General features: G+C 67.2%; 12 protein-coding genes. 10 read left to right on the top strand and 2 right to left on the bottom strand.

Annotation, left to right across the window (positions count from 1 at the left end; genetic code table 11):
- Window positions 1-67: 67 nt before the first annotated feature.
- Window positions 68-943, bottom strand: coding sequence for an aldo/keto reductase (locus HDA44_RS13620; protein ID WP_184834368.1), 876 nt, complete (start codon window positions 941-943; stop codon window positions 68-70).
- Between the two features lie 442 nt (window positions 944-1,385).
- Between HDA44_RS13620 and HDA44_RS13615 the strand changes: the two genes are divergently transcribed.
- The 8 genes from HDA44_RS13615 to HDA44_RS13580 all read left to right on the top strand — a co-directional run bounded on the left by HDA44_RS13615 (window position 1,386) and on the right by HDA44_RS13580 (window position 12,367).
- Window positions 1,386-2,645 (top strand): conjugal transfer protein, encoded by a 1,260-nt coding sequence (locus HDA44_RS13615; protein WP_184834366.1) that lies wholly within the window; start codon window positions 1,386-1,388, stop codon window positions 2,643-2,645.
- A 46-nt stretch (window positions 2,646-2,691) separates the two neighbouring features.
- On the top strand, window positions 2,692-2,979 hold the full coding sequence (locus HDA44_RS13610; RefSeq protein WP_130446998.1) for a hypothetical protein: 288 nt from the start codon (window positions 2,692-2,694) through the stop codon (window positions 2,977-2,979).
- Window positions 2,979-3,542 carry a hypothetical protein gene (locus HDA44_RS13605; protein ID WP_184834364.1) on the top strand — a complete coding sequence of 188 codons (564 nt, stop codon included), beginning with the start codon at window positions 2,979-2,981 and terminating at the stop codon, window positions 3,540-3,542. The genes HDA44_RS13610 and HDA44_RS13605 overlap by 1 nt, the downstream gene beginning before the upstream one ends.
- Window positions 3,539-7,165 carry an ATP-binding protein gene (locus HDA44_RS13600; RefSeq protein WP_184834362.1) on the top strand — a complete coding sequence of 1,209 codons (3,627 nt, stop codon included), beginning with the start codon at window positions 3,539-3,541 and terminating at the stop codon, window positions 7,163-7,165. Before HDA44_RS13605 ends, HDA44_RS13600 begins: the two co-directional genes overlap by 4 nt.
- A gap of 140 nt (window positions 7,166-7,305) precedes the next feature.
- Window positions 7,306-9,195, top strand: a complete 1,890-nt coding sequence (locus HDA44_RS13595) for a hypothetical protein (RefSeq protein WP_184834360.1) — start codon at window positions 7,306-7,308, stop codon at window positions 9,193-9,195.
- Between the two features lie 6 nt (window positions 9,196-9,201).
- Entirely contained in the window at window positions 9,202-10,122 is a 921-nt protein-coding gene (locus HDA44_RS13590; protein WP_184834358.1) for a hypothetical protein, read from the top strand.
- Window positions 10,123-10,137: 15 nt separating this feature from the next.
- Window positions 10,138-11,289, top strand: a complete 1,152-nt coding sequence (locus HDA44_RS13585; RefSeq protein WP_184834356.1) for a VldE C-terminal domain-containing protein — start codon at window positions 10,138-10,140, stop codon at window positions 11,287-11,289.
- Between the two features lie 34 nt (window positions 11,290-11,323).
- Window positions 11,324-12,367: a M48 family metalloprotease gene (locus tag HDA44_RS13580; protein ID WP_184834354.1), complete on the top strand. Its 1,044-nt coding sequence runs from the start codon at window positions 11,324-11,326 to the stop codon at window positions 12,365-12,367.
- A 172-nt stretch (window positions 12,368-12,539) separates the two neighbouring features.
- On the opposite strand, the gene HDA44_RS13575 is transcribed toward HDA44_RS13580, so the two are convergent.
- On the bottom strand, window positions 12,540-13,850 hold the full coding sequence (locus tag HDA44_RS13575; RefSeq protein WP_184834352.1) for a winged helix DNA-binding domain-containing protein: 1,311 nt from the start codon (window positions 13,848-13,850) through the stop codon (window positions 12,540-12,542).
- Window positions 13,851-14,058: 208 nt separating this feature from the next.
- Here HDA44_RS13575 and HDA44_RS13570 point away from each other — a divergent pair, with 208 nt between their 5' ends.
- Window positions 14,059-15,537 carry a M4 family metallopeptidase gene (locus HDA44_RS13570; protein WP_184834349.1) on the top strand — a complete coding sequence of 493 codons (1,479 nt, stop codon included), beginning with the start codon at window positions 14,059-14,061 and terminating at the stop codon, window positions 15,535-15,537.
- Between the two features lie 36 nt (window positions 15,538-15,573).
- Complete coding sequence (locus HDA44_RS13565; protein WP_184834347.1) at window positions 15,574-16,509, top strand: oxidoreductase; 936 nt, start codon at window positions 15,574-15,576, stop codon at window positions 16,507-16,509.
- Window positions 16,510-16,522: the final 13 nt, after the last annotated feature.

Genomic DNA, 16,522 nt, shown 5'->3' with positions numbered 1-16,522 from the left:
GGCGGTTCCCGTACGCCGTACGAGCTGACCGGAATGCGGAGTCTCGAATGTGACCTGGGCCACGTTGTCAGATCGGCATGTCCACGAAGGGTGACGCGTAGTCCTGGACCTCCTCGAGGATCGACGCGGCCGCCTCCGGGGTCAGCTCGGCGCGCTCGCGCTCCGCGATCACCATCTGCCGCAGCAGCCGGGTCTCACCCGCGGTGGCCAGGCCGGTGATCTCCGGGTGCCCGTTCAGCAACCAGGCGGTCGCGGCGGTCACGTACCGCTGCTCGTCGAACGGCCGGTACCAGGTGTCGTACGACTTCTGCTCGCCGTCCTGCCAGTTCCGCCGGGCGATCATCTTGATCGTCATCAGCGCCGCGTCCGACGCCTGCACGGCCGCCACCAGCGCCGCGTAGTCGGCCGCGTACCGCGGGTCGGTGGACAGTTTGTAGTTCAGCGGCGTCAGCACGCTGTCGAAGTCGAACCGGCGCAGCCCCTCGGTGTGTACGGACGGCGCCTGCGCGGTGTGACCGGTGATGCCGATCGCCCGGACCATGCCTTCGTCCTTGGCCCGGATCGCCGCCTCCAGCGAACCGCCCTTGCCGGTGACCAGGTCGAGGTTCTCCAGGTCGCAGACCGCGTGCATCTGGATCAGGTCGACATGATCGGTCCGCAGTCGCTCCAGCGAGCGGTTGATCTCGCTCCAGGCCTCCTCGGCGGTCCGGCGGCCGGTCTTGGTGGCGAGGAAGATCCGGTCCCGGATCTCCGGCATCCGCGGGCCGAGCCGCAGCTCCGCGTCGCCGTAGTCGGCGGCCACGTCGAAGTGGTTCAGGCCGGCGTCGAGCGCTTCCTGGATCGAGGCATCGGCCTGGTCCTGGTCGACACCACCGAGCGCCGCGGCGCCGTAGATCAGCACCGAACTCTGGTGGCCGAGCCGTCCCAATCGGCGAGTTTCCATCCTGGTCCTCCACGGGTAGCAGGGATTGCTCCGACCCTATGCCCGGAAGCTCCGGTGGCAAGCGGTTGTCCACAGGGAATTTGACCCTGTCGGCACGGGAGAGTTTCAGCTGGCGGACCCGCGAGATCAGTTACACTGCGTGATCAGTTGGTGCGTTCTTTTATCATGCTGTTCGCACGGATTTTCGAACCTGTCCGTGGCGTGTGGCATGGTGTGCGCTGCCCGGTCGAGCCGAGTGGGCATGAGAGAGGAGCTATGACGACGGTACCGAAGGTGTCACGCTTGGCCGTTGAGGGTGACACTGCCCGCGAGCGGGGTAACAGTATGGCTGCGGGGAGCGATGGACCATCCGGATCCTGGTCTCGGGTCTCCCGGAGGTCGGTAGCTTGCCGTATTCTCCCGGCTACTGTCCGCGTAACTGCTGTCTGAGGGGCGGGTAGGGATGAGTTGGTGGCGAACAGTACTGAATCTGCCGCCAAAAGGTGAGCACTGGTCCGACCAGCGCCGGGACAAGAAACCCGGCAAGGGACGGCCGCAGAACACCGCGCCGGAGTGGTGGTCCCACCCCGGTGGCCCGGTGTCACCTACGCCTCGCCAGGCGCAGGGGGTAGCGGCGCAGTACTCCGCTCCGCAGAACCAGGCTCCGCCGCCACCCGGTGGCGTGATGGCGCCACCCCGCCGACCGGCCTCGCGTACCCCGGACGCACCGCACCAGGACCCTGGGCACCGCCCACCCGAGCGTTTGAAACAGCGCTCGCCGCACGGTGCGCATGCCGCACCCGGCGGTCCGGCCCGTGACGTCGGGGGACCGGGACAGACCCCGTGGTCGACCGAGCCGGAGTCGTCGTTCTCCACCTGGGCCCGGCGGTTCTTCCGCGGCCTGGTGGTCGTCGTCCTGCTGCTCGCCGCGATCAGTGGCATCCGCTCCTGGATCAGCCCGAACAAGACACCCGAGACGATCGTTTCCGGGCAGAGCAGCTTCCCGGCCGACGAGGCACGGGCAGTCGCGACCCGGTACGCGGTTTCGTACCTGACCTGGGACGAGAACACCCCGGACGCCCGCCCGGTGCAGGTCGGTCTCGACCTGGCCGCCGGCCTGGACGCCCGCGCCGGATGGAACGGCCGCGGCAAGCAGACCGCCGACGTCGCGTACCCAGGGCAGATCACCGTCGATCCCAACGGACTCACCGCCAGCGTGGACGTCCGCGTCCGCGTGCACTCGTTCACCCGGCAGGGCAACAACGGCTGGGCGTCCGGCCCGGTCTCGTGGCAGCGCGTGTCCGTACCAGTGGTGCGTACGTCGGCCCGCGTCGTCGCGAGCGCGCCGCCCACCTTCGTACCGGACGTGCGGGCGGCCTTGCCGAGCAACATGCCCGGCAACGGCACCCCGGACGACGATCTGACCGCTGCCACCCAGAAGGACGCCGAGGCGTTCTTCAGCGCGTACGCCGAGTCCGACAACAAGGTGTCGGCGGTGACCGCGCCCGGCTCCACCATCCGCAGCCTGAACGGTGCGGTGAAGTTCGGGCAGCTCAAGGACTGGCAGGTCTACACCGGCAACGACGACGAACGGCGGGCGACCGCCGCCGTCACCTGGGACGGCGTGGGTGACACCACGCTGGACCAGACCTACACGCTCACGCTGAGGCGTACTGTCGCCACGGACGGAGCACAGCGATGGCAAGTGGCTGCCGTCGGATGAATCCAGCTACTGGCCATCGGATGACCGATGCAAGGGAGACACCGCAATGATGACGCACGAACTGGCTGCGAGCGTGGTTCAGCTTGCCGTGCCGATGGCCGACCCCAATGTCCCGACGGGCGCCGACTTCAAGGACTGGGTCCTGGTCATCGCGGGGAACATCTTCATCGCGATCCTGGTGCTGCGCGCCATCGGCCACTACTTCAAGCGCGAGTGGGGCGAGCTGTTCGGCCACATCGCGGCCGGGGTCCTGGTCGGCGGGCTGATCTACGCCAACAACCAGACCATCAACGTGCTCAAGGGCTTCTGGGGATTGCTCTCCGGGGGTAATTGATGCGCGTCGGCCGTACCCTCACCCATCACTTCGAGATCGAGACCCGGCAGTACGACCTGCTCGGGATCGACCTCGGCGAAGGCGCCCGGCGCCGGATGATCATCTTCGGAGCGGTGGTCATCGTGCTCTGGGTGGCACTGCTGTTCCCGTTCATCGGGCTGCCGCAGAAACCCACGGTCAGTCTGTACGTGGTGCCGCCGTTCGTGATCACCGCGTTCGGCTGGCGGCCGGGCAAGTTCCACGAACGCCGCCGCCGGGTCACCGAGTGGGCGCTGGCCGTCCGGTATGCCTTGCGTGCACACCGGCCGATCATCGGCCTCGGCGCCCGGGCCGCGGACAAGTCGGAGTACCTGCCGTGGCGGGAGCGGGTCTCGACCCGCAAGGTCGCGGACCTGGCCAAGGCCAGGATCACGCCGGAATGGGACCGCGAGGTAGTGGTCGAACTCGACCCGCGGGTCCGGGCCGGCGCCGACATCACCGTCAACCAGCGGGCCCGGCTGCTGGGGACGGATCACGTCCAACGGGTCAGTCGCCGGACAACGTCAGGGAAGAGGCCTGAATGAAAATCGCTGACAAGCTCCTGAACCTGGTGGGGGTCGGTCGCGAGCGCGGCCTGCCACCACCTCGGCTGGTGGCCATCGCCGACGGTCTGCTGGTGACCGAGCGGAGCGCCGAAGCCTGGTTCCTGATCTCGGTGGCGAACACCGACCTGGCCACCGAGGCCGAGCAGGACGCCGCGCTGGACGCCGCGGTCAGTGCCGCCGCGACCATCCTCGGCGACCGGCTCAGCCACCTGAAGGTGGTCTGGGGCCGTTCCACCGGTCAGGACTACATCGACTCGGTGGCCGGTCACTACCGGCTCGGCGACCACGAGGCGTGGGCGCAGACCCGGGCCGACCGGATCGACGAGATGCGGATGCCGGAACGATACGTCGCACTCGGCGTACACCTGTCCGACCGCGACCCGCGGGCCACCGCGCAGGTCCGCGGCTCGATCAGCGACGCACTGGGTACGACGTCGTGGCGGGTGAGCGCGCGCGAGCTCGCACACCTCGACGAGCGGGTGCGCAAGCTCGCTCGTCAGCTCGGCTCGACCGTCTGGCGCGCGCACACCGCCCCGGCCGAGGTGATCTCCTGGCTGATCAGCCGCGAGATGCATCGCGGCGCGGTCGCGGCACCACGCCGGGGCCTGATCACCGGTGCCTCACTCGCCCGGCTCACGTCGGGGCGCGTGGTTCCGTACACCGATCACCTCCGGATCTACGACACCCGCGGCCAGATCGCCGCGTACACGTCCGTGCTGGCGATGACCGACTTCCCCGAGGAGCTGGAGACACCCGGCGCGGGGGAGTGGCTGCGGACGCTGTCCGAGATCAAGGCGATCGACGACGACGGCGACGAGATCGACGTCACCGTCGAGGCGTCCGTACGCTTCCGGGTGCTGACCAAGAAGACCGCGCGGCACCTGGTCGACGAGACCCGGAAGAGCGCCAAGGAGCAGCGGCGCTCGGCCGCGAAGGGTACCGCCGAGGAGACCGCCGACGAGATCGTCGAGACCGAGCGGGTGATGCGCGAGGTCAAGCGCGACATCAACCGCAGCGGCCTGACCCTGGTCGAGGACCACCCGCGCCTGCTGGTCAGCGCGGACACCCGCGAGGACCTCGAGGCGTACGTCGACGCCGTCATCGCGCACTACGCCGACCGCGGCATCACCGTCGCCACCGGCGCCGACGAACAGCGCGATCTGTGGCTCGAGTCCTTGCCGGGCGACCAGCTCCGGGTGCCGGACCTCGGTCACGTCCGCGAGTCGACCGCGTTCTTCGGCTCCTGGTTCTGGGGCGGCGCGTCGATCGGTGACGCGACCGGCCCGGCGATGGGCTATCTGACCGGGTCCACCCCTGGTCTCGTACGCTTCGATGCCGCCGCGGGCTCGGCGCTCGGTGACGCGACGACGACGCTGTTCCTCGGGCGTTCCGGTCGTGGCAAGACGACCGCCGCGATGATGGGCGGCCTGGATTCCGCCTTCGCGGGCGCTTGGGTGCCCCTGCTCGACCTCAAGGGCGACGCGGCCGGCGTATCAGCGGTCGCGGCGGAGTACGGCGTACCCACTGCGGTCATCGAGATCACCGCACAGTTCTCCGGCGCGGCGGACCTGCTGCGCGTACTGCCCGTCGACGACGCCTTGCTGCAGGCTCCGTCGCAGCTGATGCTCCTGCTGCCACCGCATCTGCGCGGCGCGGCCGAAGCACCGGTCGTCGCGGCGACCCGCGCCGAGATCCAGTCGCCGGACCCGTCCTCCTGGGGCGTCATCCAGCGGCTCTGCGCCTCCGACTCCGAAACCGTCCGGACCGTCGGTTCCGCGCTCCGCGACCTGGTCGAGACCGGCCTCGGCTCGGTCGTCGCCGGCCCGCCGTCCGGCCTGTCCTCCCTCACCACGAACCCCGGCCTCTGGGTCGTCCAGATGCCCGGCCTCACCCTCCCGTCGCCCGAATCGGCACCCGAATCCTGGTCCCCGATCGAACGCGTCGGCATGGCCTGCCTCCGCGGCTGCCTCGCCTGGATGATCCGCACCACCGGCCGCCGCGAGTTCCGCGGCCGCTCCAAGGTCGTCATCGTCCCCGAGGTCCACCTGCTGACCAAGACCCCCGACGGCGCCTCGTTCCTCGACTACATCGCCCGCGTCGGCCGCGCCCTCGGCGCCTCCCTCGTCCTGGACACCCAGGACCCGGCGTCCATCCTGAAACTCCCCGGCCTGGTCGAACAGATCACCACCCTGTTCGCGTTCAGCCTCCGCTCCCGCGAACAGGTCGACTCCCTCCTCGAACTACTCGGCCGCCCGCAGACCCCGCCGTACCAAACCCTGGTCCGCGGCATCAACACCGCCGCCAACGGCAAATCCATCCGCCACGGCCACTGCATCATGCGAGACCGCTGGGACGAGGTAGCCACCGTCCAAATCGACATCCCCAGCCAACGAGTAGCCGCCCTCCTCCGCACCACCCCCGAATCCGAACACCCCACCAACACCACCCCCACCACCCCACCCCTACCCCCCGAAGACCCCTTCGCCGACGACGAAGAAGACCTCCCCACCCCCGAACCCGCCACCGCGACCCACGCCTCACACCCGACCCCCGCGGCCGCGACCCACACCTCACACTCCACCCCCGCCCAACCCCCGAGCCGCAACCCCCAGCCGGCCGCCGCCGCACCCGACCACCTCGGTTACAACCCCCGGGCCACCAACGCCCCAACCGAGCACCCGAGCTACATCGCTCAGTCAGGCAGCGCGACGTCCGACGCACCGGGTTACCGCACTCAGCCGGCCCACAGTACTCAGCCGGCCAGCACGACACCTGACGCTGCCGGATACAGCGCTCAGGCCGCCCGCGCAACGGCTGACGCTGCCGAGTACAGCGCTCAGGCCGACCGCGCAACGGCTGACGCTGCCGAGTACAGCCCCCAATCCGGCAGCGCGGAGGCCCAGCACTTCAGCCGCCGCACCGACCCCAGCACAAACGGCACGTCACCGGCGACCCACCCCAACGCGACCTACCCCCCGTCACCACCAGGTCCGTCCACGGGCTACCCCTCCACTGACGCAAATCAGAGCGCCACCGACGCCCCAGCAACAGCCGCCCCCGCCACCTACTCCACCCTCGAACCCGGCCCCACCCAACCGGAACCCCCACGCCCCACCCCGGAACCCCCCACGCACGAAACCCCGTCACCCGGAACCTCCGTACACGGAACCACTGCACACGGAATCTCTGCGCCCGGAATCTCTGCGCCCGGAACCTCCGCGCATGGAACCACTGCGTCCGGATCCCTCGCGCATGCAACTCCCACGCATGGAACTCCTGCGCATGGATCCCTCGTGCATGGAACCCCCGCGCCCGGAACGATGACCTCCGCCCCCGAAAACCTGACGCCCAGCACCCCCGCGCCCCCGCCCCACGCCGACGCGTACCAATCTCCCGTCACCCAGCAAAACGGCCATCCCCCAATCCCCAACGGCCAGGACCAAGACCCCTCCAACTCCCTCCGCCACGAATCCCCCATAGGCCCCGACGAGGTCTACGACCAGGAAGCAGACGAAGAGGCCTACAACGAGGCCATGTACCCCGCCACCCCCCAAGACCCCTCCCAACGCCCCACCCCCGGCAACAAGGAACACGTAGCATGAGATGGCCCCGCCGCCTCCGCACCGCGGCCACCGTCCTAACCATCTCCTTCATAATCACCGCCCAAGTAGCCCTAGCAGCCGACCCCAACCCGGGCCCCACGACGCCAACCGGCTTCGGTGACCTTCTCCCTACGCCTGACTTGACCCACGGTGACACGCGGACGCTGTTCGAGCAGTACGGGCCGATGGTCTACGGCCTCGATTTCGAGAAGAGCATCCGCGACCCGATCGAGTCTGTCTTCAACGGGTATGCGCACATGGTGATGATGTACATCGTCGCGATTACGCGCGGTGCCATCTCAGTTGGTTGGTGGTTGTTCTCGTTCACCGACATCAAGCCGCTGACCCAGGCGACGTCAACGACAATTGGTGCTTCCAGTACTCAATTGCTTGGATGGCTCCTGCCGTCGGCGCTGGCGTTCGGCGCGGTGGCCGCCTACACGCAGCGGAAGTCGAGCGGCAGTGCAATGGGCCAACTGGTGTGGGTCCTGGTTGCGGGCGTGCTTTGTGTCAGCTTTGCGCTCGCTCCGGCGACCTGGCTCAAGGGCGTGGACGGTGCGCGTCAGCTAGGGGCAGACACCATTATGACGACCTCCGCCGATGCGATGGGGCCAACCATGCAGAGCCCACTGCCCTGGCCCGAACCCGGATTTACAGGTACGTCCAAGGACACCCTGCTGAGAAAATCTGCCGATGCGAGTTGGCGTGGATTCGCTGTGACGCCTTGGTGTATCGCCGAGTTCGGGTCGCTTGAGGCCTGCGGACGCTACGGGAAAGGCATGCTGGACGCAGGCACCGACTCGGACGCGCGGTCGAAGTATATTGACTCAGTCATCGCTCCGGCCGAGGGTGGCGGTGATGCGCCGACAGTGAAGTGGGTCAAAGGAGACAACGCCTTTGGGCGGATCGCGGTCGTGATGCTCGCCGCGATCGCGGCGACCTTGTTTGCGTTCCTTAATATCTCCTTGGCCTTCACCGCCCTGATGGCTTTCGTTGGTTGCCTGTTGTTGTTGGTGGTCGGTGTCTTCTTCGCCTGTCTGTGGACAATCCCTGGCAGGCCGCGGCAATGGGGTATCAACTGGTTCGAGGCGCTGATCGGACTGGTTATTCAATCGTTCCTCGCGATGCTCGTGTTCGGAACCGCCCTTACTCTGGTAACGGCTGTGTTCAGTCTTACCGGAGTGCTGGGATGGTTGCCTGTCTCGGGCCTCGCTATTGCGGTGTTGATTGCTGGCTTCAGGCTGCGTCGCCTGCTCGACAATCTGACCTCGATGATGCGCCCAGGTTCGGGAAGCATATTGCTTGGTGGTCTCGCGCGCCGTGGCGCAATGGGGGCCTTCAGACGCATTTTGGGCTCAATGGCCAGCAGAACTGTGGCGCCGTCCCTGACCGAGCGGAAGAACGGCAGGCTCCAGACAGGTGAGGGTGACCCGCAGCGGGTTTCGGCGGTGCGGGTTTATCGGCAGGCTCCGGTGGTTGGTTCCTTGGGGCGTGGGTCCACTGGCGGATCGCCGTACGAGCTCACCGCGGGTGCTGAGCGGCGTCGTGCTGATGGTGCGGCGGGGAGTGGCGGCGGTCCGGGTGGTGCTGGGTTGGGCGGGCAGGCGGCCGCGGCCGCTGGTGGTGCGGCGGTTGGTAGCCGGCTCGCGGCTGCGGCCGGAGGTTCACGGGGTGCCTCGGCGCTCAACCTCGCCCGTTCTCGCTCGCAGTCGCCAGACGGCGACAAGCGCCGAACAATTGCCGTGTCCAGTGCCGGTGTGGCGGCCCCAAGTGGCACCGCCACGACTGGCGGACGCAGCGCCTCGTCCGACGCCCAGAAGCCCCGGCATTCCCGGCGTCCTATTCCTGTGCCGTCAAACGACGTCCGGTACGAACCGCGCGCGCACACTCACTCGGCGAGCCTGCGAGAAGGCCCGCCGAAGGGGCAGCGGGTACGACGGAAGTCCGCGGCGTCGCAGCCACGTCAGTTCCGTGACTACTCGACCGTCACAAAGGACGGCGTGACGGTGCACGTTCCGGTGCGCAGGTGATGCCGGATGGCCCGCAAACCACGATCTCCCGAGGATCGCCGCGAAGGCGCGTCCCGGTCCCGCCACCGCGCGCCGCAGCCGGAGGACTCGGACGACCGTAAGGGCAGTAGGTCGCGTCCCGAGGCGCCGGACGGTTGGCGCTCGCTGATGAGCACCGACTACGACTATCCGGACGAGTTGGGCGATCTCAGCAGTCGTGAGCGTCGCCGCGCGAAGAAGGAATGGCGCCGGGACGACCACGCGCAGCGGATGGCATGGTTGCGGAACCAGCGCCGCGCCGAGCCGACGAGCCCGGTAGCCATCGTGATTCTCGTGGTCGTCGTCGCGATCGTCATCCTCGGACTCGGCGGCGGCCTGCCACGCCTGTTCGGCGGTAAGAGCAAGGACGAAGGCACGCCGATCAGTCTCCTGACCCCGGGCCGCTCCGTGGTGCTTCCAACCGCGCCGGCGACCCAACCGAACCAGCCGACCGCACCCAGCAGTTCCACTCTCACCACACCACCCCTGCAGAGTCAGCGGCCGTCCGGCGATGCGATCGCACTCGCGAGCGATGTCGTCGGTGCGTGGTCGCGCGCGTTCTACACCCGCGACCCCGGTGCGGAGACGTACGAGGCGTTGGTCGCGAAATGTGCGAAGTACATGACACCCGAAGTGGCTTCTAGTTTCACGTCGGCCGGCGACCCGACGTACGACGCACTGAAAACTGACGGCGGAAAGTCAGCTGTGATCTCGGCACCGGTCAGTACGCCACCACCGAATGCGGAAGCACCGGTCGACACACCCTCTCGGATCACGCGGTTCGTGAAAGTCACGATCGACGTGACGGGCAAGCATCCGCAGCGGTTCGACGTTCCGCTGCTCATCACTCTCTCCAACCAGAACGGCCAATGGCTGATCAGCGATGTATCTGGCGGTACGGGGCCATGACGGTAGGAGAGTGCGATGTTCGACGAGCGTGATCTCGGTCGCGGGCTGCTCTCCGTCACGGGCCGGGGCTGGTTTGCGAAGGGTGCGGCCGCGCTGGCGGTGCTGGGGGTGGCGAGCCTGCTGATACTCGCGCCGTTCGGCGGCGGCACGGTGACGCAGGCGGCGTGCCCTCCAGGCGCACCCGGTCAAGCCGGTGATCCGAAGGCGAACGGTCCGCTCCGGGCGGTTCAGGTCGGCTGGGCGAAGTTGATCGACAGCGTTGCGGTTGAACGCGGGCTACCAGGCAAGGCGACGCTGATCGCGCTGATGACGGCGCTGGTGGAGACGGATCTCCAGAACCTCGCCTATGGCGACCGCGACTCGGTCGGGCTGTTCCAGCAGCGACCGGAGGTCGGTTGGGGTACTGCGGAGGAACTCAAGCAATGGCACTACGCGACCACTGCGTTCTTCGGTGGTCGCGGCTCGCCGTTTCCACCAGGCTTGGTGGATATCGACGGTTGGCCATCGATGCCCCTCGGCGACGTGGCTCAGCGAGTGCAGAGGTCCGCGTACCCCGATCGGTATGCGTTGCGTGAGCAAGAGGCGCGAGGCATCGCCGCCGACGCCGGGATCGACCTCACCCGCTCCGGCAACCCGTACGCGGGCCGGCCGAACGCACCGGCCGGTGGCTCGGCCGTCGATGGGCTCCAGGACGCCAGCAACAACTGCGGTCAGTCCGGCGGCGGCCTGAGCAGCGGAAAGCCGGTCGACGGTGTCTGGCCGGAACAGAAGCCATCAGTCACCGACCCGACCGGCACTGGCGGCATGGTGACCCCGCGTACGGCCGCGTGGGTCGCGGAGGCGCGCAAGAACCTCGGCACCCTCAGCATGAGCTGCTGGGACGCACACCTCTGGAACCCGACCAGCGACCACCCACGCGGCAAGGCCTGCGACGTCATGGTCGGCGCGGATGGCAGAAAGTCAGCCCAGGCCCGCGCCCGGGGCGACCAGATAGCCAACTGGGCCATCAAAACCGCAGCCCAAACCGGTGTCCACTACGTAATCTGGTACGGAAAAATCTGGTCCGCCCGCCGCGGCACCTGGATCCCCTACAACGGCGGCGGCGTCTACAACCCCACCGACGCCACCGGCGGCCACTTCGACCACGTACACGTGTCCCTGTGGTAGCCGACGCCCGCCCAATCCAAAGAAGGAAGCACAAATGACCGTCCCCGGCGATCCCAACGATCGGAACCGTGCCTGGGACGAACGCGATTGGACACAGGGCAGAGCGCACAACAACCCGGGCACGCCGCCTGATCCGGTGGTGCCCGCGTCGCCGCCCAGGATGGAACTTCCGAGCGGCAGCAATCCGGGCTCGGATGGCCGTGCGCGACGGGTCGAGGTATCGACGGCCGCGATGCTGTTATCCGCGGTGCCGTGGTTCTTCTGGAGCTTCGCGGTGGTGTCGTGGGTCGTGGGGTTGCTGGGCTTTGGTTGGGGGTGGATGCTCCTGGTCGCGTGGCTGATCTCCGGAATTGTTGTGTTCCTCAGGCCGGTAGAGGAGTTCCTGGCCCGCTACTTGTTCAGGCTACGGCTTCCAACTCTCGTGGAAGAGCAGCGTATACAGCCGATTTGGCGCAATGTAACTGAGCGAGCAGGAATACCGGATCGTCGCTATAAGATTTGGGTTCAGGAATCCGACGAACCGAATGCCACCCCCACGCCAGGGCATACGGTGGGCCTCACGCGATGGGCATTGTACACGCTTCCCCCCTCCCATCTCGAGGGTGTTCTGGCTCATGAACTCGCCCATCATCTCGGCGGCCGGGATTGGCTCAGCCTGTTGAGCTTCTGGTACTCGATCCCCGCGCGATGCGCTCTGATCGGCGTCCGCGCGCTTGGTCGACTGATGCGGTCGGTGCCTGCAGTAGGTTGCGCCGTGATCGGTTTTGTTCTGCTCGGCTATTTCGGCGTTCTAGTTGCCGTACTGACCTTTGATGACAGCCTGGCCCTGCCTCTGCTGTTCTTGACCCCATTGGTCGCACCGCCGATTCTCGCCTGGCTCAACCGCCGCGAGGTTCATCAGGCCGATCGCCGAGCTGCTGCAATGGGCTACGGTCCGTCGATCATTCAAGTGCTGTACGGCTGGCAGATGCAGCACCAGCAAATGCTTGGACGCGATACCAGCCGACGCTCGCAATTCATGTCAAGCTCACCATCTCCAGCAGAACGAGTGCACGCGCTGGAGACTCTCGTACGTTGATTAGATAACCCATAGCAGCGCGATCCTCGGGCCGGATTCCGCCATGTAGCTGGAGGCAGGCGACCCGGCGCCGTCGACAACAGCGGCGGCGTCCCTGGCAGACCCGGGGTTGCGCTGTGGTTATGGCGCTTTGCTCCGGCGCTTTTGCCGCTCGCGGTCGGGCTGCAGTGCGTTATGGCGTGGTTTGTTTTATTTCGTGGGTTGTGGTTGGGGTTGTGAAGGTTAGGAGGGCGTGGGCTTCGGGTTCGATGGTTGCCCAGGTGTTGGGGGGTATTGGGGTGAAGGGGGTGATTTCCAGGATTGTGTGGGATTTCTTGGGTTTGGTTAGTTTCCAGAGGGCTGTGGCTTGGCCGTTGTGGAGGAGGGTGCCTTTGGTCAGGAGGTCGTGGAGGGGGACTTGGGATCGGGTGGTGGTGAAGCGGGTTCGGTCGGCGTGGGAGAGGAGGAGGTTGTCGTATTCGGGGAGGAAGCGGGTGGGGGCTTCGGTGTCTTCGGTGGGGAGAGTCAGGTGGGGGAGGTCGTGGAGGGTGCGGCCGGTGGTGGCGTCGGTGTAGGTGCGGAGGTCCAGGCGGTCGAAGACTTCGGACAGGCGGGTTAGGCCGGACCAGGTTTGGGCGTCGGCTACTGAGGCGGGGCCGTAGGCGGCCAGGTAGCGGAGGACCAGGGCGTCTGGGGTGTTCGGTGGAACCGAGGCGTTCGGTGGGACCGAGGAGCCCGGTGGGACCGAGGAGCCCGGTGGGACTGAAGAGCCTGGTGGAACCGAGGAGCCAGGCGGGAGTGACGGGCTCGGTGGGGTTGGGGCGTTCTGGGGTGTGCGGGCGTTTGGCGGGGTTGAGGTGGTTGGTGGGGCTGGGGTTTGGGTTGAGGTGGGCGTGGTTGGGGGCGGTGGTGTGATTGGTGTGGTTGGGGTGTTCAGCCAGAGGTTTGTGGTGGTTAGGGTGGGTTGGCCGGTGCGGTTCCAGAGGCCTCGGGGTGGGACTTGGATGGTGGGGAGTAGGCAGCGGACGGCGTGGGCCAGGGCGGCGGGGTCGCGGTCGGGCCAGAGGGTGGCCAGGTGGGTGCGGAGTTGGGCGCCGGTGGCGGGGGACTCGGTCATGCGGGCGATGCCGGCGGCCAGGACGGCGTCCATGTCCAGGCCTTCCAGGCGGTGACGGCCGTAGGTGATGTTCTGGTACACCTCGCGTTCGAGGCGGGGCTGGATCAGCGGGCGGAAGGCGAGGAAGTCGCGGCTCGACGCGAGATGGATGGTTGCCCGCATCATCGAACCGCGGACGGCCTGGCGGGATTCGAGCAGGTTGGACAGTTCCTCGGGCCGGAAGTCGGCGAGGCGGGTCCAGAGTCCGACGTACGGCGCTTGTGGTGCCTGAGCTTGCAGGCCGACGAGGTGTTCGATCGCTTCCAGGGCGGTGGCGTCCTGGCGGTGGAGGAGCCATTGGCGGTCGAGGGTGGCACGGTTCAGTGCCTGCGAGCTCAGCTTTTGCATGGCTTGATCCTCTCCTGGGTGCGGAGTTGACGATAAGACGGGGTAGCGGTCAGGTTTTGACCGCTATCTGAATCCAGAGGAGGACAGGTTTTCCCTTGCGGGCCGGGATTCACGCCTGGAACCGCTTCCCACTGGGTGCCGCGCGGACTTAGGGTTCGACGGATCGTAGTGAGAGCGTCACGGAACATGAGCGTGGGAGGGGAAACGTATGTCCAAACGCCGCAAGGCGCTGGTGGCCGCCACCGCTGGGTTGGCCAGTGTCTCGGTCGGGTTGTCGTTCACCAGCGTCGCGGGGGCCGCGCCGGAGGCAGCGAAGGCCGACCCGAACGGGCTGAAGCTGGTCAGGACCAAGACGTCGTTGCTCGGCAAGCATTTCTGGTATCAACAGACCTTCAAGGGTCTGCCGGTGGTCGGCGGGTACTACGCGAAGCATGTCGCGAAAGACGGCGTGGTGCAGGTCGCGGACGGTCGCGACGCCGTACCGGCGAACCTCGATGTGAGTACGACGGTGGCGCCGGCGTCGGCGACCCAGACCGCGAACGCGGCGGTGACGGCGCAGGCCGAGCGGGCCGATCGGGCCCGGAACGCCGGTCCGGAAAAGCGCTTCGCGAAGCAGCCGGCCGCGACCAGCGGTGCCGCGCAGCTCGCGGTGATCGGCGGGCCGAACGCGCGCGTGGTCTGGAACGTCACGAGCCGTTCGACCGAAGGGGTCACCCGGTCGCTGGTGGATGCGAAGTCCGGCAGCGTCGTCGAGTCGAAGGTGATCAGCGACAACATCGACGGGCGTGGTTCGGTGTTCGACCCGAATCCGGTGGTCAGTGAGCAGAACGAGAAGCTGACCGATCAGAACGACAAGAACCAGGACGCGCTGTTCCTGGCGCAGAAGAACGTGATCCTGCGCAACCTGGACGGCTCCGGCAAGCTCAACGGCAGCTTCGTCAACATCAAGGAAGCCAAGGGCGGTCTGGCGCAGAGCAAGACCAACACCTTCGTGTACCAGCGCGCGAACGACAAGTTCGAGCAGGTCATGTCGTACTACCACATCAACCAGACGCAGGAGTACATCCAGCAACTGGGCTTCAAGGATGTGAACAACGAGTCGCAGGACATCTCCGTCGACACGTACTCCGGTGACAACTCGTTCTACGACCCGTCGACCGACATGATCACGTACGGCGAAGGTGGCGTCGACGATGCCGAGGACGCCGAGGTGATCTGGCACGAGTACGGGCACGCGATCCAGGACGATGTCGTACCCGGCTTCGGCGAGTCGGAGCAGGCGGGTGCCATCGGCGAGGGCTTCGGCGACTACTGGGCCGTGACCATGTCTGTTCCGGTCAGCAAGGGGTTCAACCTGCCGTGTGTGATGGACTGGGACGCCACCTCGTACACGACCGACGAGCCGCACTGCCTGCGGCGTACGGACACCGGCAAGACCACCGACGACATCGACGGTGAGGTGCACGACGACGGTGAGATCTGGTCGAACGCGCTGTGGGACATCCACCAGGCACTCGGCCGGGCGAAGGCGAACAAGGTGATCCTCGAGGCGACCTTCTTCTACGACCCCGACACGTCGTTCGCCGCTGCGGCGCAGGACACCGTCCAGGCGGCGCGGTTGCTGTACGGGAAGGCGGCGGCCGCTCAGGTCACCAAGGCTTTCCAGGACCGCAAGATCCTCAAGTGACACCCCAGGTCATGCGCCCGCGGCTACTGTGGGCGCATGACCTGGAGTACGGCAGACATCCCGGACCTGACCGGTCGACGGGCGCTGGTGACTGGCGCGACCAGCGGCCTCGGGTACGAGACCGCGCTGGAGCTGCTCAGGCACCGCGCGGATGTGGTGATTGCCGCGCGCAACCCGGTGAAGGCAGCTGACGCGGCCCGGACGCTCACCGCGAAGTCCGGCAAGGAACCAGTTGTACTGGAGCTGGACCTGGCCGATCTGGCCAGTGTTGCGCGAGCGGCCGACGAAGTGGCGACGGCTGATGACCGGCTGGACCTACTGATCAACAACGCCGGGGTGATGGCGCCGCCGTACCGGCAGACCATCGACGGGTTCGAGTTGCAGCTAGGTACGAACCACCTCGGGCACTTCGCGCTGACCGGTCGACTGCTGCCGTTGCTGCTCCGTACGCCGGGCAGCCGGGTGGTGACGGTTAGCTCGTTCATGCACCGGACGGTGACCGGGATCGGCCAGGAAGATCTGCGGCGGCCGGCGGACAGCTACCGGAAGTGGGAGGCGTACGGGAAGTCGAAGCTCGCCAACCTGCTCTTCATGCTGGAACTCGATCGGCGGGCGCGTGCGGCCGGTGCTGATCTGATGAGTGTCGGCGCGCATCCCGGGTACGCCTCGACGCATCTGCAGGCTGCCGGTCCGGAGCTGGCCGGACGGCCTTTGCAAGCACGGGTCTGGGGTACGGCGAGCCGGCTGATCGCGCAGTCCGCCGCGGCCGGTGCATGGCCGAGCCTGTACGCGGCGACGTACGCGGATCTGCGGCCTGGTTCGTTCGTCGGGCCGAGCTTCCTCGAATACCGTGGTATACCAAAAATCGTGCTGCCGACGCGGACCGCGCAGGACCCGGAACTGGCGCGCCGATTGTGGGACTGGTCGGTCGACGCGACCGGAATCGGCCCAGTACTCACCGTGCCGGCGTAGTGACACAGCGACA

The sequence above is a fragment of the Kribbella solani genome, from assembly GCF_014205295.1.
Taxonomy (GTDB): Bacteria; Actinomycetota; Actinomycetes; order Propionibacteriales; family Kribbellaceae; genus Kribbella; species Kribbella solani.
The sequence above is the reverse complement of the archived record's forward strand: the minus strand, read 5'-3'. Positions and strand labels throughout refer to the sequence as shown.